The sequence below is a fragment of the Mesorhizobium sp. P3_A8 genome (genome assembly GCF_056402995.1).
Window position 1 is genome coordinate 67,406 of record NZ_JBFUGI010000016.1, and the last position, 18,529, is coordinate 85,934.

General features: G+C 58.4%; 18 protein-coding genes and 1 pseudogene. 9 read left to right on the forward strand and 10 right to left on the reverse strand.

Going from position 1 to position 18,529, the window contains the following annotated elements; translation table 11 throughout:
• Positions 1-3 precede the first annotated feature (3 nt).
• Positions 4-2,079, forward strand: a complete 2,076-nt coding sequence (locus AC1DX4_RS30275) for a response regulator (RefSeq protein WP_477223809.1) — start codon at positions 4-6, stop codon at positions 2,077-2,079.
• Between the two features lie 458 nt (positions 2,080-2,537).
• A complete protein-coding gene (locus AC1DX4_RS30280) occupies positions 2,538-3,557 on the forward strand; it encodes a YihY/virulence factor BrkB family protein (RefSeq protein WP_477223810.1) in 1,020 nt (339 codons plus the stop codon).
• A gap of 939 nt (positions 3,558-4,496) precedes the next feature.
• Here AC1DX4_RS30280 and AC1DX4_RS30285 read toward each other — a convergent pair.
• From AC1DX4_RS30285 to AC1DX4_RS30310, 6 genes and pseudogenes are all read right to left on the reverse strand, one after another.
• On the reverse strand, positions 4,497-5,129 hold the full coding sequence (locus tag AC1DX4_RS30285; RefSeq protein ID WP_477223811.1) for a LolA family protein: 633 nt from the start codon (positions 5,127-5,129) through the stop codon (positions 4,497-4,499).
• A gap of 55 nt (positions 5,130-5,184) precedes the next feature.
• Entirely contained in the window at positions 5,185-5,448 is a 264-nt protein-coding gene (locus AC1DX4_RS30290; protein ID WP_477223812.1) for a YMGG-like glycine zipper-containing protein, read from the reverse strand.
• A gap of 985 nt (positions 5,449-6,433) precedes the next feature.
• Positions 6,434-6,637: a CsbD family protein gene (locus tag AC1DX4_RS30295; RefSeq protein WP_477223813.1), complete on the reverse strand. Its 204-nt coding sequence runs from the start codon at positions 6,635-6,637 to the stop codon at positions 6,434-6,436.
• A 436-nt stretch (positions 6,638-7,073) separates the two neighbouring features.
• Positions 7,074-8,708 carry a M20/M25/M40 family metallo-hydrolase gene (locus AC1DX4_RS30300; RefSeq protein WP_477223814.1) on the reverse strand — a complete coding sequence of 545 codons (1,635 nt, stop codon included), beginning with the start codon at positions 8,706-8,708 and terminating at the stop codon, positions 7,074-7,076.
• Between the two features lie 147 nt (positions 8,709-8,855).
• Positions 8,856-9,309: pseudogene (locus tag AC1DX4_RS30305) on the reverse strand (GFA family protein).
• A gap of 154 nt (positions 9,310-9,463) precedes the next feature.
• Positions 9,464-9,703, reverse strand: coding sequence for a hypothetical protein (locus AC1DX4_RS30310; protein ID WP_477223815.1), 240 nt, complete (start codon positions 9,701-9,703; stop codon positions 9,464-9,466).
• Between the two features lie 108 nt (positions 9,704-9,811).
• Between AC1DX4_RS30310 and AC1DX4_RS30315 the strand changes: the two genes are divergently transcribed.
• The 3 genes from AC1DX4_RS30315 (at position 9,812) to AC1DX4_RS30325 (ending at position 11,605) form a co-directional block, all read left to right on the forward strand.
• Complete coding sequence (locus AC1DX4_RS30315) at positions 9,812-10,027, forward strand: hypothetical protein (protein WP_477223816.1); 216 nt, start codon at positions 9,812-9,814, stop codon at positions 10,025-10,027.
• Positions 10,028-10,985: 958 nt separating this feature from the next.
• Positions 10,986-11,324 carry a hypothetical protein gene (locus AC1DX4_RS30320; protein WP_477223817.1) on the forward strand — a complete coding sequence of 113 codons (339 nt, stop codon included), beginning with the start codon at positions 10,986-10,988 and terminating at the stop codon, positions 11,322-11,324.
• Between the two features lie 101 nt (positions 11,325-11,425).
• Positions 11,426-11,605 (forward strand): hypothetical protein, encoded by a 180-nt coding sequence (locus AC1DX4_RS30325; RefSeq protein ID WP_477223818.1) that lies wholly within the window; start codon positions 11,426-11,428, stop codon positions 11,603-11,605.
• Between the two features lie 546 nt (positions 11,606-12,151).
• Here AC1DX4_RS30325 and AC1DX4_RS30330 read toward each other — a convergent pair.
• The 3 genes from AC1DX4_RS30330 to AC1DX4_RS30340 form a co-directional block, all read right to left on the reverse strand.
• Complete coding sequence (locus tag AC1DX4_RS30330; RefSeq protein WP_477223819.1) at positions 12,152-12,367, reverse strand: hypothetical protein; 216 nt, start codon at positions 12,365-12,367, stop codon at positions 12,152-12,154.
• Positions 12,368-12,589: 222 nt separating this feature from the next.
• Complete coding sequence (locus tag AC1DX4_RS30335) at positions 12,590-12,778, reverse strand: DUF3606 domain-containing protein (protein ID WP_477223820.1); 189 nt, start codon at positions 12,776-12,778, stop codon at positions 12,590-12,592.
• Positions 12,779-13,027: 249 nt separating this feature from the next.
• On the reverse strand, positions 13,028-13,681 hold the full coding sequence (locus AC1DX4_RS30340) for an outer membrane protein (protein ID WP_477223821.1): 654 nt from the start codon (positions 13,679-13,681) through the stop codon (positions 13,028-13,030).
• Between the two features lie 257 nt (positions 13,682-13,938).
• On the opposite strand from AC1DX4_RS30340, the gene AC1DX4_RS30345 reads away from it, so the two are divergent.
• The 4 genes from AC1DX4_RS30345 to AC1DX4_RS30360 all read left to right on the forward strand — a co-directional run bounded on the left by AC1DX4_RS30345 (position 13,939) and on the right by AC1DX4_RS30360 (position 18,051).
• A complete protein-coding gene (locus tag AC1DX4_RS30345) occupies positions 13,939-14,232 on the forward strand; it encodes a hypothetical protein (RefSeq protein ID WP_477223822.1) in 294 nt (97 codons plus the stop codon).
• A 377-nt stretch (positions 14,233-14,609) separates the two neighbouring features.
• Positions 14,610-14,840 carry a hypothetical protein gene (locus AC1DX4_RS30350; protein WP_477223823.1) on the forward strand — a complete coding sequence of 77 codons (231 nt, stop codon included), beginning with the start codon at positions 14,610-14,612 and terminating at the stop codon, positions 14,838-14,840.
• Positions 14,841-16,956: 2,116 nt separating this feature from the next.
• Positions 16,957-17,820 carry an ATP-dependent DNA ligase gene (locus AC1DX4_RS30355; RefSeq protein WP_477223824.1) on the forward strand — a complete coding sequence of 288 codons (864 nt, stop codon included), beginning with the start codon at positions 16,957-16,959 and terminating at the stop codon, positions 17,818-17,820.
• On the forward strand, positions 17,821-18,051 hold the full coding sequence (locus AC1DX4_RS30360) for a hypothetical protein (protein WP_477223825.1): 231 nt from the start codon (positions 17,821-17,823) through the stop codon (positions 18,049-18,051).
• On the opposite strand, the gene AC1DX4_RS30365 is transcribed toward AC1DX4_RS30360, so the two are convergent.
• Positions 18,043-18,318, reverse strand: coding sequence for a hypothetical protein (locus AC1DX4_RS30365; RefSeq protein WP_477223826.1), 276 nt, complete (start codon positions 18,316-18,318; stop codon positions 18,043-18,045). The genes AC1DX4_RS30360 and AC1DX4_RS30365 overlap by 9 nt on opposite strands.
• Positions 18,319-18,529 lie beyond the last annotated feature (211 nt).

An 18,529-nucleotide genomic window follows, 5' to 3' on the forward strand; every position in this document is an offset into this window, starting at 1 on the left:
TCCATGCAAAAGCTTTTGCGAAACAAAGTCAGAAAACCTGAGGTCGTGCAATTGCCCGAAGGACCGGCCAGAGCGCGGATCTTGGCCGTGGACGATGATGAGCGCAACCTGCTGGCGATCAGCGAAGTGCTTGCCTCGACCGGTGACGTCATTTGCGCCCAATCAGGGGAAAAGGCTCTGCGTTTTCTGCTGAAAGAGGACTTTGCCGTCATCCTGCTGGATGTCCTTATGCCCGGAATAGACGGCTATGAGACCGCTGCGCTTATCCGCCAGCGCGAGCAATCCAAGCGCACGCCGATCATCTTCCTCTCCGCCATCAACAAGGAAGAGGCCCACATGCTGCGCGGCTACGATGCCGGCGCGGTCGACTATGTGTTCAAGCCATTCGATCCGGTTATGCTGCGTTCGAAAGTCGCGGTTTTCGTCGAGCTCCACGAAAAGACGCTGGAAATCCAGCGAAAGGCGGCGACCGAGCAGGGGCTGCTGGCGCAGGCACTCCAGGCGCAGAACGAAAAACTGGTGGCAGAACGGGCGCTTCGCAACGCAGAGGAACGCCAGGATGCCATCCTGAGTTCGCTTCCGGTCTGTTTCCATGCGCGGGCAGCGACGCCGCCCTTCGCGGCGCGCTTTGTTACCAAGGGTGTCGAGGGCCTGACCGGTTTTTCCCCTGAAGACTTGACCTCGAATCCGGCTTTCGGCCTGAGCCGGGTTCACCCTGAAGATCGCCCACGGTTGGAGCAGGCACTGCTGGAGGCAAAAACCAAGGGCTCCTATACCTGCGAATTCCGCTGGCTGTGCGCCAATGGCGAGTACCGCATCTTTCTTGACCAAGGCGTGATGTCGAACGGTTCTGACGGAGGCGAACCGGAGATATTGGGCACGTTGCTTGACGTGACCGAGCGGCGCGGCCTTGAGGACCAGTTGCTGCAATCACAGCGCCTCGACGCAATCGGCAAGCTGACGGGTGGCCTGGCCCATGATTTCAACAATCTGCTCGCCGCTATTCTAAGCGGATTGGGATTGCTTGAACGCCGCGGGATACTGGATGATCAGGCGCGCCAGGTTGTCGACCTTCTGCGGCGTTCTGCCAAACAGGGTACCGATCTCGTGACGCGAATGCTCGCCTTTTCGCGCCGACAAACGCTGAAACCAGAAGCCGTGAGGCTCGCGGCCCTTGGCGACACCATGAACGGTTTGGTCGCCCCCGTTTTAGGGGGGCTGATCCGCTTCGATTGGCAAATTGACGACACGGTATGGTCGGTGCATGTCGACGCCGGACAGCTTGAACTCGCCTTGATGAATCTTGTCTTTAATGCGCGCGACGCCATGCCTTCCGGGGGTACGATAACGATTAATGCGCAAAACCGTTCAGTTTTAAACCGATCGGAAGACGTTCCGGCGGGTGACTATGTTGTTGTGACAGTCAGAGATACGGGCTCCGGCATCGCACCGGATATTCTCGCCAAGGTCATCGAGCCTTTTTTCACCACAAAGCCCGTAGGAAAAGGAACCGGGCTCGGTCTCAGCACCGTCTACGGCTTTATGAAGCAGTCCGGTGGTACGCTGCGCATCGAAAGCGTCGTTGATCGTGGAACAGCCATGCAACTGTGGCTCCCACGCTCGGTCGAAGAACCAGCCACTCGCTTGATGGAAGCCGACCTCGGGCAGGTGCTTCTAGACGCCCGCACGGATCGACCGTCGATTCTTTTGATCGATGACAGCAACATCTTGCGGCAACTTACGGCCGAGTCGCTACGCCAACGCGGTTTCGAGGTGACTTGCGCGGGGGGAGGGGCGGAGGCGCTGGCGATGATCGAACGCGCTCCCGACAATTTCGACGTGATCGTTACCGACTTTGCCATGCCACTTGTATCAGGGGTGGACGTCATCCGTTTCGCGCGCACGCTGCGTTCCGATTGGCCTGCGGTTATGATCACGGGCTATGCCGATGCGGAAGAGATCGCCGATCGGCCAACGGACGTGCCGCTGCTCGCCAAGCCGTTCCGCGACAAGGATCTGCTCGACAGCATTTTCCTCGCTCTTGCCAATGCAGAGCCTCAAAAGATCAGGATAGGTTAGCGGATAGGAATCCCGGTTGGCAGCGAGCGGCGCGGATTTCCTACTTGCTGATATTCAAGTTCCCGACTACTCCGCGCTGTTAATTCGATCGCGGCGCGGTCGTTGCCCAGTCGATCAATCAGATCCGGAGCCGTCTGCCCGGGGCTATCCCTGTAGGCATCGCGAGTGCCTCCACGGTCAGGACGCCGGAAAGCGCAACCTCGTGCGTTCCCGAAATGCGCCGTCTGATGTGTCGGAAGGGCAGCCTCGCAATCAATCTCTTCTTGGGCGACATGCCAGTGCCGTTCGTGGTCGCCATCCGGGCAACCTGCCCGCTGCCTAGACTAGCCTGAAGGCTGAGTGTCTTCACTGAAGAGTTCCGACCCGGCTCGCAAATCAGCAGAGGGGCGCCACTCGGCTGGAACATCGGAAGTTATGGCGCATTTCAATTGAACTTGATCGGAGGCGACTGACTTAAAATGCGATCCTTGATCACAAATATATGGGAGTTGGTCAAAGAGAGCGCAGTCGGGTTTGTCAACGACAATGCTCTTAGCCATGGCGCGGCGATGGCTTTTTACGCCACCACCTCCCTGGCTCCAATTTTGCTGATCGTGGTCGCCATTGCTGGTCTCGTTTTCGGTCGGGATGCTGCACAATTGGCCTTGTCTGCTCAGATTTCCGGACTGATGGGGCCAGAAAGTGCCGATCTCCTACAGACCGCCCTGCAGAGTGCCTCGAGTAAATTATCCGGAACCTGGGCCGCAGTTATCGGAGTAATCACTTTGTTGGTGGCCGCGTCGGGGGTTTTTGGCGAAATGCAGCAATCGCTGAACACGATATGGAAGGTCGAACCTCAGGGAAGTTCGTTGTCGCGTCTGGTGCGGGCGCGTGCCGCAAGTCTGGGTTTGGTCGCTGCCCTCGGTTTCATGTTGCTCGTGTCTCTGGTCGCTAGCGCAGCGATTTCGGCGTTGGGAAACATCATCAACGCTCAGCTGCCGTTTGGCACAATCGTCCTCGGAGCGATCAACGCAGTCGTTTCGTTTGTCCTGATCTCAGTGATGTTCGCGGCAATCTACAAGATTTTACCCGATCGAACACTCGAATGGCGCGATGTGGGGATCGGGGCTGTTATGACCGCTGCACTGTTTACGCTCGGGAAGTCGCTTATCGGCTGGTATATAGGCACCAGCGCGATCGCCTCCTCATATGGGGCTGCCGGTGGGCTGCTCGTCATCCTCCTATGGGTTTACTACTCATCGGAAATTTTTCTCCTCGGCGCCGAGTTCACCCGCGCCTATTCCATTCGACACGGCAGCAGGTCGGATTTGGAAGCGCTGGCTGATAGTCCTTTGCCTGCAGAACATTTTTCAATTCCATCAGAGCAAATTTCCCCCTCCGCAGGCGTGATCACGCTTTTGGCGGTGGCGTGCGCGAGCGCAACGATGACCGCTCTGCTGCTCGGTCTTCGGCGTTTCCAAGCCGAAAGGGATAACTGACATCTACTGATCTGGGACGACCGACGCCTGCGAAACCGTATCGTGCCAGCGTCGATGGACAGCGTCGACCGTCTTGCCAACCGCGTCCAGCTTACGATGGACCGCTATTCCCCCCTCAAAGCGGTCGAAAAAGTATTTGGAGTCGTCATCGACTTGCCATGGGCCGGAGGGCAAGAAAACCTCGCCAGAGCGCTGCGGCTTGCCTTGCGCACTCGCGGGTCAAGACGCGGATTGAAAGATAATCACGATCCGATGCAGGTCAGCGCGCCTCATATCGGGCACCCGCCCTTGCCTCCGCGCCGTGCTCGCGGCGACTTCACAAGTCGCGACCATCCTTACCAATTATCGCGAAGACCCCGAGGGGCGCTGGTGGGAGGGAGCGATGATGGCGAGCTACCGCGACGATGAAGAGGCTTGAACGTCTGGAGATTGCCTGACGCGTGATCGCCGTATCCTACCGATCATCCCGGTGGAACATTAGGAGGTTCTAAGTGTTCATTACAGCGCGAGGGTTACCGGAATTGCTGCGGCGCCAAATACTCGAGAGCTGCAATGTGCTTTGACCGCAAATTCGGATGGACATGAACAGCATTATTTACATTGTCGGACTCGTCGTTGTCGTCCTTGCGGTCTTGAGTTTTTTTGGCGTCAGACGATAGGCGATAAAGGGCGTGGTATAGGACCAATCCGACGGGATTACACCCGTCGGTTTATTGGTCTGCACGTCCCTAACCGTCGTACCACCAATATTGCCAGGCGGGCGGTCAATCGTGAAGTCGCATTCGAGGCAGTTGTCGCCGTGCAGGTGACCAGTTCGGTAGCATGCCCTGCCTATGCACGCGCTAGGCGGACACAAAACCATCCGATGCTAGAGCGGCGTAGACTCCCAGTAGCGCATGGTCATCGCGCTTGTCCTTCGAAGGCCGGCTCGCGTGCCGATTATTTCGTTGGGGTGTTGAATTCACGGTTTGCCGCATAGTCGATTGTGAAGGTGCCCGCGGGAGCCCGAACGCCCTGCTTGACGTTGGATATGGTGACCGTCGTGGTAAGGCCTCTCTCGTCGGTGATGCTCCATCTGCGCAGATCTAGAGATTTCCTGTCAAACACCATGGTGATGTTGGAATTGCCGAAGGCCGACTTGTCAGCCAGCTTGATGATTACCTGTGCACCATCGTCCCTGATGCTTTTGAGGCGACGGCCAGAGAAGTCGACCTGGTTGTCGAGCAGCAGCTTGAGCGGCGTCTTCGAAAGGGCATAGAGCCGCGAAGTCTTGAGCTTCTTGTTATAGAGCACCACGGATGTTCCGTCTGCGATGACACTGATCCCCGATTGGCCAGCATAGATGAACCGGATTTTGCCCGGCCGTTGGAGGAAAAATCTGCCGCTGGTCGTTTCCGCTCTTGGACCCGACTGGACGAAGTCCCCGGACATGGACTTCATCGATGAGAAGTGATCAGCAACCGTCTTTGCTTCCACCGGCGCGGCCGAGACCGCAGTTCTAAGTTCGACGTTTATCGCGGCAGCGATGACAACGGCAAACCAGAAACCCATTGTCTTGATCTTATGTGGCATTCACTTGTCCTACCCCGAGAAGGCGCGTGATCTGACAAGACCACGCGCCTTGAGATCAGTAGCCGTCCGGGCACTGCGCAATATAAACTCGACCGTGCCGATCTTGATATCTGCACTGGCCGGCTTCGCTGGCGTGCCCGATGACCGCTCCGGCTAGTGCTCCAACCGCGCCGCCAACGACCGCCCCCTTCACCGGGTCGCCGGCCACTGCCGCGCCTACAGCTGCGCCACCCAAGCCACCGACAGCAGCGCCTTGTTCGGTGCGAGAGCATGCCGCGAGCGGAATGAGCAGAGTCAAAATGAGCAGCGTCTTCTTCATTGGTTCTCTCCTGAGGCCATTATTAGCCGAAGCTTAAATGCGCCACAGAGGTTTTCGATCCATCGATCCGGGCTTAAGAACCCTCAGCCATCGCACCCCGCATGGCGCTGCGCTCGTTCTCGGATGCTTTACAGAGAGGGGAGAGCATCAAGAACAGGGGAGCGTGGGGAGGGCAACCCAAATCTTCTGGCACTGGCGAAGGCCCGGATAGGCGGTCAGAGGACGGCAATAACCAGTCCGGCCGGACCGACCTAGAGGCGCGGGCCACGCTGTCCCGGACAGCGATAGCGGGCCGCGCGACGTCCCGAGGATTTGGGCTCGTTGGTTGGGGTTAATTTACGCAATTGCACGACCACATTTCCGTGCCCGCAAGGGGATTGTCGGGACGAAGTTCCCGTCTCGCCCGTGCGCTATAGACGCCGCGCCGGGCGCGAGATGCGCGCTCATGTTTGGCGGGCACCCGGTGCAACTATTGCGCTTCTCAAGCGTCATGGGTGGAGGTCATTTTCGTTGCGGGCCTTTCCAAACGCCGTGCATCGCCCCAGAGACGAAGTCAGGATAGGCTGAATGAAACAGCGCCGGCCAAAAACTCAAGGGAAGCGTAAGTCTTGCGCGGCGCAAGCGCTGGCGCGAGCCAGCGCCAGCTTGATCGGCATCGCATGTCGGCAAGGCCGCGCCGGTCGGCGATCAGATGGACGCGGACGTCGATGAAGCTGGGTCAGCAAACCGTAGCCTGCAGCCTAAACCGGCTTGCTGGCGCGTATCATGGCACGCGCGATCGCGAGCTAGGACTCAGTCTTGGCATTCTCGCTCTGTGTCATATTATCGGCCGCAATGAGCGGCTTCAGCGCCCGCAATGTCCCACCCGGGTCCCCTACCTCCAGCATGCCATCGATGATTGCCTGAAAGCTAGGCTCCATGGCTGGTTGACGCCGCAAGGAAGGCCCCCGGCGCCGGGGGGCCGGGGGCCTTGTTCGTTGCGTTCCTACCAACCTTGCCTGCTATACCAGTCATCGATATCGCGGCGTGCGCGGTCTTTTTCGATGCCGTAACGCTCCTGAATTCTGCCTTCGAGCTGATCGCGCTTACCGGCGATGCGATCAAGATCATCGTCAGTGAGTTTCCCCCACTGTTCCTTGACCTTACCCTTCACCTGCTTCCAGTTTCCTTCGACGCGGTTCCAGTCCATGACGACCTCCTTTGTTCGAAAAAGGCGCAACGTCGTCCGCCCTCCGAGGTTCCAAGACATTTTCAGGTGGGCTAGGATTGAGCGCTGGAGCTTCGGGATGGGCGGGCCAAGCCTCGGCCGGTGCGCCTTTTTCAGTACGCTTGGAACCGCGCGATCAGCAGCAAGTTCTGGACGATTGCAGCGTCCCTTCCCTGGGTAGCGCTGCATGACCGGGACCAGAGCCCGGTCGGCCCGTCGCTGCCGTGAATGGAGCGGCGGGCTCTGCCTTTCGGCGGAACTTGATGATCGTCGCGCCAGCGTCTCACTCCAGCGGTTCATGGTTGCGGCTTTTCGTGCCACCTCAGCTGCGGAAATTGCGCATGTCTACTTTCTGACAGCAGGTTGCACATGTGTAGAAATCGTGCCCGTCTGCCTTTGCACCCGCGCTCATACCACATCACTGGTTGATGGAGCCGAGGAGCGCCTCGCAGACATCCCTGATGAGCCGTGGCAGAACATCAAAGGCATAGCCTGTGTGCAAACGTTCCAGCGGCGTGTGGTAATCTCGACCCCATGGGCCAATGTTGATGGTCGGTACATTCGCAAGCCCGTGCGCCTTCGGCCAACGGACGCCTTCCTTCCACATTGGCGTGTTCCTGCCGACCACCTCGAACCCGGACGCGGCGGCCTCGCCAAAGAAACTCATGTCCGAAATCCCGGCGAAGTACTCCGTGCAGCTGACTGCGCTGCCGTAACGGACACTCGATCCGGCTGCTATGTCGGAGGCGATTGCCCTCAGTCTCGCTGCTATTGGCGTATCTGAAAGGTTCGTTGCCAGATACGGGATCGAGCCAAACCCCGTGATGATTGCCGGGCCTGCGAACTGGCTCAATTTCCAGGCTTCCTCAGTCACGATCCGGCACTGTTCGGGCAAGGGCAGATTGCCGGCGGCGATGGAAGCGCAGAGCGCCTCAAGCTTCGACRTCGCTTCCGCATCGAGACGGCTCAGCACGACATCGTAACGATACAAGCGGATTGTCCCGGCGATGAGATTGCTGCGCCTCGAACCGAGGCGCCGGGTGAGCTGCGCCTGATAGTCGCTCGCCGCACCGAGGCATAGCCTCTCGAAACGCTCCAGCACCTCGTCTGGCGCTCGGCGGTAGCTCAGCACATTGAACGTGGCAAAGGCTGTCGCCGGCGTCGTCACGTCATAGCCGACCTTGCCATCACGGATGCTGAGAAGGCTTGGCGGTGTTCCCGGCAGCGCCTGGGAACCGTCGGTAAGCTCCGGCGCCCATTCAATGCGCGCAGCGATCGCGGCCGCAAGCGCGCCCGCATTGAGCCCATTCAAGGGAAAGCCGCTATGGGCGGGAAAGCCCGCCACGAAAGCAGTCGGCAGTAATTTGCCGACTGTTCCCAACGCGATGACTCGACCCTTGCTGCCATCGCCATCGTCAGCGATGGCGTCAAGGTTGATTGCGGCCGCCATATCGAGGTCGTGCTCTCTTGCTATTTCCGGCAGTATCTGGACAGCCCTGCGTGCCCCTGCGGAGTTGTTTTCTTCGTCGGGCACGGCGATGAAGAGCAAATTGCCGACAGGCCCATCACTTTCGGCGAACTCCGCGCAGACGGCCAATCCAGCGGCAAGGCCAGCCTTCATGTCGAGCAGGCCGCGGCCGGCAAGAAATTCTCCTGAGGCAAGATCCGTTTTCGCCAGTTGGGCGGCGGATGTCTCGGCCATGCTCAACATCTTGGCCAGGGCAGGGGTGAGGTGTTCCGGTTCGGTTGCCAGGTCCTCCAATTCCCCATAGTCACGGGTCGAGACGGTGTCGTAGTGCCCCGTCAGCACAATGGTGTCCCGCCCCGCACCCCGGATCAGCATTGCCACGCAATGGCGGCCGTCCCCAGGTTCGATCTCGATCGTCCAGATTTGTGCGTCTCGAAACACAGTCTCCGCGCCAAGCGCGTCGGCGAACCATAACCCGAACGACGCCTCGCCATCGGTTCCGGTGACGCTTTTTTGCTGCGTCAAGGCCATAGCCCAACGCCTGGCGCGTTCAAACAGATTGCTTGCTGTCGCGTTGCCCATCATGTCCCCGGTCAAATGGCAAAATTCGATAGTAGAGTTTGGGGACGGGGCCTCAAGTGCATGCGTAGCCGTGTGTGATGGGCCACCACCCATCGCTCATCGATCGCTGTCGACCTGGATGGTTGACGGGCAGGACACGCCTGGTTGCAGTCAACTATCGGGCTGCTGAGGTGGGGCTGGGATTTCAGGCTCAAGTGATGGCGCGTCTATCGCACGCGGCTCTCGGTCATGCTCACACTGCTCAGCCCACTGCAGATCCATCAGCCAAGGTTCGCGACGGCCGATCCAAAGTTCATAGCCGGGTATGGATATCGCTGGGGCAATGTCGAGGGTACCGAGCATGATCTCAGCCTCTTCCTCCGGCAGCGACGCCCATGCGCGCTCCGCATTCAGGGCAAAAGCTCCGTCCCTCGAAAGCCCGCAGGTTCCCAGCGCCTTGATAGGTATGTCGCGGCCAAACGCCGTAGAAGGTGAAAGCACTGCCGCTTGTGCGCCGACAATCCTGGCAATGGCAAAGTCCAACGCGCAGAGGTGCGCCTTTCACCAAAAAGCGAATTGCACCGCAAAGGCAGCCACCGCTGCGCACCTCATCATCGATGCTCATTGCAGAGCTCGCTTTGGGGGATCACGGTTCTCGTCGGGATTGGGGAGAGGAAGTTCGTCCGGCAGAAGATCCGGGTCAGGCTCTCGCACGTCGGGAGTCCAGGCGGGGGCATCTACCGGCGGTTCTTCATTTGGCTCTGGTTTGGGCGGCATGATTATTCTCCCGGTCTGTCGGTCGGACGAGGGGTTTTGCCGGCCACCGGCCGCGCATCGATTTGTCTGGCAGGGAGCGGTTCTGCCAGCCGGCTTTTGTTTTTAGGAGAAGCACCTGCCGTCTTAGGGGTGGGTGACCCTTGATCCTCGTCGCTGCCGTTCAGGCCTTTACGCTCTATCTCGGCGCCGGCTCTCTCCGGCTCCCTGACAATAGCCGCGCCGAGGTTCTTGATCTTGGCCATTTCCGTGTCTCCTTTGCTGGCCAACGACCGGCCGTAGGGAATGTTCCATCTGGAGCGGAACTAGCACTGCCGGGGGTGGTTATCGTTGATCACACGGAGAACCAACACATGTCTAACAACGAAAACCATCGCGAAACCGGGGCAACAAAATATCCGGCAAAGACCGGCGCCGATCCTTCGGATGCGTTCTCTCAGGACGCGGCCGGAAACAAGAAACCCAAGAATGGCGTTGGACTGACGCGCCCGGTCAATGAGGTGGACGACAAGACTCACCAGTCAGACGGGCAGAACCCATCCGACCAGGTAAAGAGTTCCAGGCCATGAACGTCGCCAATCTTCAGCTTGAAGGTCTGATGATGGCGGTCGCGTCGATCAACAACTTGCCGGTCCACAAAGGCCTGCTTTCAGTCGACGACATTGATATCGCATTTCGGAAGTCCTAAGCCAATGTCACGGGCGATGAGCGCACCTAATCAGAGTTAAACGACGGCGATACCTCTACTTAGTTGACCGCTACATCTCGTTGCTTTGAGTAATGCCCGCTTGGCCATCCCGCGCATGCGCGTGCGACACCGTCGATCTGAGTCGGACGCCCGGGCCGCCATGGATCGTCTCGCCATCACTTAGAAAGGCAACTCCCGCCAGTTCGAGCGCCGATCGCATGGCAACTAGCATGTCGCCGGCCGGAATGCGTTTTGCCGGCGACCAAGATGCCCCGAATCACGGTCGGCCCGCGCTGCCTTGACGCAACCTGCGGGCCACCTTCCCAAAGGGGCACTTGGCCAAAGGTATCACACCGGTGCGGGATGCTCGGAGTCTCGGAAGCGGCGCCAGCTAAGCCGACGACCGCACCGTCCGCTATTTGCTTGCGAACGTCGGAACCTGCCCGTCCGCATCGGCCCCGTTCCAGCGGTCAAGAGGCCCGCCGGTAAGAGCGCCCGCTAAACTTGGTCGTCAAAGCCGCGTTTGCCGATCTGCTCTCCGCATTAAGCGAGCTCCGATTGCCGCGACGTTCGTAACTCGTCTTACCGTGCCCGCTCTATACCCTCGACTTGCCGGGGGGCTCTGGTGCCGGAGCCGAGCCGGAGCACTCTCCGGCGGATAGGGACGCCAGGGGCGGTCACAGCCCCAGTGCCGCAGCGACCCGTTCCTGAAAATACTGCACTCCCCGCTTGGCAGGCGTTCTGCAGTCGGCTTTGTGCAGCGTCGAGGAACGAACTTCGACACCAGGACTTTCCTCTCGGTGCGTCTTACGCCACTGGCCCATCCTTTGGAGGACGAGATGTTGATTAAAAATTTGGTTGCGTCGTCGCTTATCGTGGCGGCGCTGACTGGAGGCTGCCTTGCCCAGGCGGCCGACGACCCGGCGATTGCTGCTTGCAAATCCACCGGACTGTTGGCGCTTCAGGAAGGGTCCAAAGACATCAGCGATCTCGTCATCGACATGGAGAGTGTCGCGATGAGCAAGGCGGACACCACTGTTGGGGACGTGCCCATCAAAACGGTCGTTCTGGGAGAAGCCTATATCGCTCGAAGCGGCAAAACCGGTGCGCCAGACCGTTTTGTCTGCCTGCTGGGCGACGAAGGCAAAGTCCTGTTGACGTTTTTCACGGCCAAATAAGGATCACTAAGACTGATGGATGCCGACACGTGCTGCGGGTGCGTGAAGCAACCTAACCCCGGTCTTCTTTTATAATCGACATTACAGCAGGGACGCACCTCATGGCTCCGAAATCATCGCGCGATATGCCTGGCCCAAAGCCTCGCAAAGATACAGACAGAGATGCCCGCGAGGCCGTTGTCAAAACGCCTGACAAAACAAACGACTGGGATCGCAACCAGGTGCACGGCGACGGCGACACCATCGGCATTGAGCCTGAGCAGGGCGTTGATTCGAAATAGCCGCCAGCTGGAATTGTCTACGAGGATGAACTCAGCCGTTCGGCCGCCGAATACATCAACGTCGAAGCCGCGCAAGGACGGGACGTTTGTTGCGTGGAATTCGACGGGGTACAGGGCAAAGATGGGAGCCTTGTATGCGCAGGTATAAGGTCGAAGTCATTTCGGGAGAGCTTGTCGTCTCAACTGCTACGGTGAAGGCAGGTCTACCGTTCAACGCCGCCGAAGAGCATGTGCGGAAGCCGGTCGCATTTCGTCATGAGGAGGGAGAGTGGATCAGGGTGTCCGAGCTCACCCATGAGATGCGGATTTTTGCTTATACCCTTCGGCGCCAGGCCTAAGGTTGACAGCCAATGCCCACGCAAGGCAATTTGCCGGCGAGGGAAAAGCGAGGAGCTACAAATGAAGAAGACATACGAAAAGCCGGTTCTTACCAAGAAGGATCGTCTTTCCAGGGTGGTTGCTGGTCCATCGGCTCCGCCCGTCTTAGTTGAGTGAAACCGACTTCTACCAATCAATCTGCCCGCTGGCTCTGGCCGGCGGGCTTTTTCATTTCCGTCGTGGGAAATCGATGATCGTCGCCTGCCGTTCCGGCTCAAGCGGCTCATGTCCCAGCTCGTCGTGCCAGAAGACTTGGCGCAAATCGCGCTGGTCCACTTTCTGCCCGCAGTTGGGGCAGTTGTAGAAATGCTGCTCTTCGCGGATCTGGTCGTCCCCGTGCAGCGCGCCCGGTATTGGCGGACCGAGGTCGGATAGCCTGGTCATTTCGCAAAGCCTCTGTCTTCCCCGGCTTCAGGCACGCTAAACTCGCATATCGCCCCTGTGCGCAAGTCGACGACCCGGTACCAGTACTGCTGCAAGGCTCGATCCGAGACGGATCGGCCCGGCGATTTTTTCGGCGGCTTTCAAGGGATTATCGTCCTCCACACTGTCAGAAGATAGCACTTCGTCTGCGAACAGTTTTTCGACCTTAGAGACCGGCATTGGCTAGTTGCCTTTGAGTCCCTTGGCCTCGCGTTCCAGCGTGTCGCGGTCGTTGCCGTGCTTTGCGATCAGTTCCCGGACTTGCGGGATGGACAGGCCGAATTTGCTCGCGAAATAGCCGACCTCATACTCCTCATCGCCGCTCACGCGGCCGCGGTCCTGATAGCCAAGCTTGTTCTTGTCGTCAGTCATCGTGGTTTCTCCCAGCTGCGATCGATCGCAACGTGCGTCTCGCTTTTTTGTTTCGCTGGGCATTTTCAAGTTCGGAACTGTTTTAGCACATGCTGATTGAATCGCGGTTTCGTGTTTGAGTCCCTGCATGCGGCACGGGCTCAAATGCTGTAACGTCAGCCAGGTTCGCAGCGATGAACTAGATCAGCCCTTCGCTAGGGAACGGTTCCGACAGGGCCCCAAGACCGCCGGAACAAATGCCCTATCGGCTTAAAATTTTATGGCGATGCCGACGCGGAAGTCGTGCGTCTGAACCGTGTGTTCAAGCGTGCACCCGCCGCCGCAATAGTCCAGCGACTTCTTTCCGAAGAAGGAGAAATCGTACTCACCACGTAAGAAGACGTTGTGAGTAAGTGCCACATCGACACCGGCACCCACTATGCCACCGGCAATTGTCGCATCGCGCTCTGCAGGGCCGCCAGGATAGAAAGTCTTCAGCTTCGCTGCTGTGACACCTGCCGTGATGAACGGTAGATATGATCCCATATCCACGCCAACTCGGCCCTTTAAGGAACCGAACAGCCCGGTTGATGCATCGAGGACGCCCGGCCCGGGAATGTCGTCGAAAGTGTTCTTCTTGAAGCGGTAGCCAAGTTCACCTTCAAGACCGTAGACGACCTTGCCTGCTTCGAAGTTGTAGCCGGCGAAACCTCCAACGGTGGCCGATCCGACACTGTGTGTGGCACTAGCATCGATATTAGGCTCGTGAATCTTGTAGTGCTCAAGCGTGCCCGCGCCGAAGACGCCAGCGTAAGGCCCTTGCCAAGTCCACTCTGGGGTTTCTACAGGCGAAACCATATCGGCAGCCATCACCGGGGCGCACAGTGCGAGGGCGAAAACAGATGCGAGCAAAAAGCTTTTCATTAGAATCCCCGGCGGCCAAAGCTACGGCACCCAACGTTAGGGGGCGCTAACGATCTTGTCTGTAACCAGAAAGTCACACGGCTGCCTCAACCGCCCGTGATCCCATTCCAGGCGGGCTCTTTTCGCCACGAGGCGGGCCACTTAAGCTACCCACATCGAACGGTTAGGCATTCGCCATCGCAGGCGAAACTTTTTATGAGGCACGGAGTTGTTGGAACAAGCTGCTACCGGAGTAGCTTTAACAGGAGGAGTATTCCATGAACTTCAAGATGCTCGCCATGGGCGCTATGGCGCTTGCAATGATGACTGGCTCGGCTCTCGCAGGCGGCAGCACCGGGACATCCGCGCTCGATGATCCGGCGAAAATGTCGCCGTTCTTCACCGATGCCGGCATGAAGACCATGAAGTCCGAGGCGGAGTTCAAAGCTGCCTGGATGGCCATGAAAGAAGAAGACCGCGCCGGCATGATGAAGGAGTGTGGTGATGAGGCAATCGCCAAACAGCACGACAACTTTTGTAAGATGACAAAACAGCTCGGCGGCGCCAACTAACGGCCAGTTCAAAGCTTATATAAACCCGCTGACACCGTCAGCGGGTTTGTTGTTCTAAGGCATGAGCCATGGAACATCTGAGCAGAGCCAAAGTTCGAGTAGTGGCGGCGACATTCCTTCCCGGGTAAAAGCCGCTGGCCAAGTCACTCCTTGGTCGGCCCGCGCTTCTGCCGAGGGGTGCGGGCCATCTTGAGAAAATCGCGCGGCGTAAGGCTTGCCGTGCGAGATAGGGCCTTTGACCGCTTTTCTGGAACCATTACAGGTTCAGCTAATTGAATCCCGGCCGCCGTGTTCATGGCTGCTGATTGCCTTGGGAGTCCCGCGTCCGGAGATCTGGCGCGGGCCATGGTGCAGTGTAGAGTTCCGCGTAGCAAATAATGACCAATCCTGTGACCAGCCAGAATGGAAAGCGTGCCGCAGTACGCAAAGCGCTCGACCGCCACAAGGTCTACATCACTGCGCAGAGCTTTAACGAAGGCGCTTATCGCGCACGGGTGCTGGTGGATGGCCAGGCCTATTGGGTCGATGGTTTACGGCTGGCCCAGCTGCAAACAGGCATATCGCCCGCCGACCTCGAATTGACGCCGGTCGCCGACGATTTAGATTGAGCGTCATGCCTTGATGCTCGGCGCTGGCGGCTTCAACGTCGTCGCAACATGGAGCTTCGCGACGGTCGCTAAGATGGCGGCGGCGAGGGCTTCTCATCACTGCAACCAACCTCTCCGCGGACCGTTAACCAATGCTGGTTGATCCCAGCACACTCCAGACCCTAGCCCGCTGTTCTCCCCTCAGAGCAGCGGGCTTTTTTCATTGCACATGCTGAATTGGTACCGGAACCGCCAAACCGCTGCGAAGTTTCGGTGATACCAACCTCAGCCTTCCCAAGGAGTGTCGGGAAATGCGGCTAACCCTGAAACCTGATCAAGTCCCTGACGTAGTGGATGCGTTGTTGAGCGAGTGCGGCCCTGAAGATCGATCGGTGCCTCGGCTGATTGCGTTGATTAGGGAAAAGACGCGAACCGACCGATCAGATGCCGACCTGGAGGCACTCGTTGCCAAGAAGGCAGCGGTGCGCGGTATCGCAATGCGTGGGGACACGTCGCCAAATCAGTGACGAGCGCGACTGGGAGGGTCGAATGCGCACGTATAGAGTCGAAGTTATGTCGGGAGCGCTAGTCGTCTCATCTGCCACGGTGAAAGCAGCTCTACCGTTTAAAGCCGCCGAAGAGCAGGTTCGCCAGCCGGTCACATTTCGTCATCAGGAAGATGAGTGGATTAGGGTGTCCGAACTGACCCATGAGAACAGGACCTTTGCTTACACCGTTCGGCGCCAACGCGCAGTCCAACAGCCGCTGTGAATTGACGAGCTCTGGGAATTCCTTTTTTGCGTATAAGCGGAACATGATACTCAACGGGTTGTTCCTGTGACGGCAGCCTCCTCGCTGCCGGCCAAGGCTGCAACATCTTGGCCGGGCCCGCTTCGCCGCCCGCGAGGCGGGCCCATCAGCGCAGTGCCCAAGTTCGGATTTGGTCCAGTCTCCAGATCGCGCCGAGCCACATGGAACCGCAGTCCGCACCGAGTGTTCTTTTGGCGCGCTGTCCTCCAACAGCGTTCCCCAGACTGGCCCGCTGCCTCCTCCAAGGCGCGGGCTTTTTTGTTGGAACTGACGGGCGCGAGCAAGTTGAGATTTTGCTCGGATATCCGTCAACCGGTCAGACAAACAAGGGCCCGTCGCTGCTCAGTCAGTGCCGAGGTTTTTTGTTACACATGTATGGATGGCCGCGAACGTCATAGAGGACACGGAACATTAGATGTCGCTAATTGTTAGAGGTCGGAAAATAACTGGCAAACCCTCGGCAAACATGTGAATGAACACCGCCCAGCGCATCAACGCATGGATCACAAATCAAAAACCAACTGCTATCTGCGACAGCTGTATAGTAGATGAGTGTAACGTAACCCCAGCTCAAGTTGGTCAAATCACGGGCGCACTTGGAACCACATCCGACTTTGACCGTGACCAAGGAACTTGTGGTCGCTGCAATCGAGACAGGACCGTTATCCGCGCGACATAGAACCCGGGCTCATCCAAGCCGAGCAGGCTGCGCCATTCCATCCATTCCGCTGGCTGCAGCACTGCCAACACAGGAAATCCGCTCTTGCCGGGCAAAGACGGCGAGCATCCTATTTCCTTCGTCGGAATTCTATAATCGTCGCCTCGGGCTCGGGCTCCAGAGGCTGGTGCCCTGGCTCTTCGTGCCAGAATACCTGTCGCAAGTCGCGCTGGTCGACCCTCTGACCGCAGTTCGGACAGTTGTAAAAATGGCCTTCTTCGCGGATCAGGTCGCCGCCATGCAGGTTGCCCGGAATCGGTGGACCAAGGTCTGATAGTTTCGTCATAGGCTGAAACTGTATTCGAAGACGTGACCGCGTTTCTCGTCAGTGACGCGTATCCATATATGCTCGCTCGTACGCAAGGTGACGTCCCGCTCGGTTGCCTCGCGGGCGGCCCGCAAAGGCGTAGTGGCGTTCACAACGTGAGTCGCCGTGACGGTATCGCAGTCAATCTCCTCGACATGGTATGTCGGCAATGGCGCGCTCCTGAGGCGTTATAACCGACGCGCAACGTTCAGACCAAGACTTTGTTGCACCTTGCCATCGTTTCCAGTTTTGGAACCATTTTAGGTAATGCTGATTGAATCGCGGCTTGTGCGGGTCAGTGTATGCGTTTGAAGTTCATCAAGCCGATGGAGCCAGAGCTTTTCGAAACCCCGCCCGAGGGTGACGACTGGAGCCACGAAATCAAATTCGACGGCTACCGCACCCAGGTCATCAAGGATGAAGATGGCATTCGGATGCTGACCAAGAACGGCTTCGACTGGACGGCTCGATATCGCTACCTCGCCGCAGAAGCCGCCGCGATCGAGGCCAAAACCTTCATCTTCGAAGGCGAAACCATCATGATCAACGAAGCGGGGCTGTCCGACTTCCACGCGCTGCAAGGCATCATTGGGCGGCGCCAGCCATCGCCAGATCTTTATCTGGTGGCATTTGACCTGATGCTGCTCAACGGCCACGATCTGCGGACCATGCCGTTGGATGATCGACGCGACATCCTGCAAGGTATGATCCCCGACGGCGGCAGGATACAGTTCAGCGAGGCGCTGCCAGGCACCGGCGATGCGGTCTATCATCTCGTCGACAAGGCCAGTCTTGAGGGCATGGTATCTAAGCGAAAGGACAGCGGCTATCGAGGCGGTCCTACCAGGGCTTGGCGTAAGATCAAGTGCTTCGAAGAAAAGCAAATGGACATCATTGGCGTGCAGCGGGAGCACGGCAAAGCTGCCCAGGTGATCATGGCTGAAAAGGGCCACTACAAGGGTGGGGCATTCGTCTCGTTCAGGGCCGACAAGCGGCAAGCCCTTTGGGACCGGGTGCAAGGCAGGGTCGGCGGTCCCGTTCCGAGGGGGCATAAGAAGGACAAAGCCGAATGGCTAAAGCCTGGCCTCGTCGGCCGCGTGAAAACCCTGAAGGGCGAAGAGAAGCTGCGGCATGCGAGGCTGCTGGACTACTGGGAGAATGAATGAATGGCCGTAGCCAAGAAGGATCAGGAACGCGCCGGCTATGCCTGGATGTATGGCGCGCAGGCACGCAAGGATGGCAAAGAACGTGCCGTTCCGGACTATTGGCAGGAACAAGCCGACGCATGGCTGCAGGGCTTCGACGGCACGCCAGCCGGCGTCCAGGCAAAGCCGGTCAGCGATCGGTTGGAGACGGAACTCGATGAGGCTGCCGTGAGCGCACGTCCATCAGAGTGAGCCTTTCTCGGCAGGATGATCTTGGACGTCGCGCTGTAATAGATCGCCGAGCACCGAGGCGGTTTCCCGCAGCAGCGCGGCAACCTCCTCATGCTTCATTTTCTCGACATGATCGGCGGCGGTGACGAGTTCATAAACGAGCTCAACACCGCGTTGATGGAGTTGCGGCATCTGGATTTCCTCCTCTTCCAAAGCTCGAATGTGAAGGTCCCATCTTCCCCTCAATAACAAATGAGGGTCGCGCCAAAAAATATCTTCGGGAACCATTTCATACCTCAGCCCTTTTTGGCCCGTCAGACCAAGGAGGCTGTCATGAAACGCCGGAGAGTATACCGCGAGAAGATTGAGAGAGCGGATCGGGAAAGCAGGCTAGTGCTTGATGCGGAGCGACAGGCTCGGGAGGCAAAGACTGCGCGATTGCGGGAGCAGCGGCTGAAGGCGGCGTCTAAACAGAGTGGAACTCAAGCTGCTGATCGAG

Coding starts and splice junctions, on each gene's coding strand:
- AC1DX4_RS30310 (WP_477223815.1), bottom strand. CDS start 9,703: ATGGCCAAGATCAAGAACCTCGGCGCGGCTATTGTCAGGGAGCCGGAG.
- AC1DX4_RS30355 (WP_477223824.1), top strand. CDS start 16,957: ATGCGTTTGAAGTTCATCAAGCCGATGGAGCCAGAGCTTTTCGAAACC.
- AC1DX4_RS30285 (WP_477223811.1), bottom strand. CDS start 5,129: ATGCCACATAAGATCAAGACAATGGGTTTCTGGTTTGCCGTTGTCATC.
- AC1DX4_RS30350 (WP_477223823.1), top strand. CDS start 14,610: ATGACCAATCCTGTGACCAGCCAGAATGGAAAGCGTGCCGCAGTACGC.
- AC1DX4_RS30290 (WP_477223812.1), bottom strand. CDS start 5,448: ATGAAGAAGACGCTGCTCATTTTGACTCTGCTCATTCCGCTCGCGGCA.
- AC1DX4_RS30315 (WP_477223816.1), top strand. CDS start 9,812: ATGTCTAACAACGAAAACCATCGCGAAACCGGGGCAACAAAATATCCG.
- AC1DX4_RS30345 (WP_477223822.1), top strand. CDS start 13,939: ATGAACTTCAAGATGCTCGCCATGGGCGCTATGGCGCTTGCAATGATG.
- AC1DX4_RS30275 (WP_477223809.1), top strand. CDS start 4: ATGCAAAAGCTTTTGCGAAACAAAGTCAGAAAACCTGAGGTCGTGCAA.
- AC1DX4_RS30340 (WP_477223821.1), bottom strand. CDS start 13,681: ATGAAAAGCTTTTTGCTCGCATCTGTTTTCGCCCTCGCACTGTGCGCC.
- AC1DX4_RS30295 (WP_477223813.1), bottom strand. CDS start 6,637: ATGGACTGGAACCGCGTCGAAGGAAACTGGAAGCAGGTGAAGGGTAAG.
- AC1DX4_RS30325 (WP_477223818.1), top strand. CDS start 11,426: ATGGCTCCGAAATCATCGCGCGATATGCCTGGCCCAAAGCCTCGCAAA.
- AC1DX4_RS30280 (WP_477223810.1), top strand. CDS start 2,538: ATGCGATCCTTGATCACAAATATATGGGAGTTGGTCAAAGAGAGCGCA.
- AC1DX4_RS30330 (WP_477223819.1), bottom strand. CDS start 12,367: ATGACCAGGCTATCCGACCTCGGTCCGCCAATACCGGGCGCGCTGCAC.
- AC1DX4_RS30335 (WP_477223820.1), bottom strand. CDS start 12,778: ATGACTGACGACAAGAACAAGCTTGGCTATCAGGACCGCGGCCGCGTG.
- AC1DX4_RS30360 (WP_477223825.1), top strand. CDS start 17,821: ATGGCCGTAGCCAAGAAGGATCAGGAACGCGCCGGCTATGCCTGGATG.
- AC1DX4_RS30365 (WP_477223826.1), bottom strand. CDS start 18,318: ATGGTTCCCGAAGATATTTTTTGGCGCGACCCTCATTTGTTATTGAGG.
- AC1DX4_RS30320 (WP_477223817.1), top strand. CDS start 10,986: ATGTTGATTAAAAATTTGGTTGCGTCGTCGCTTATCGTGGCGGCGCTG.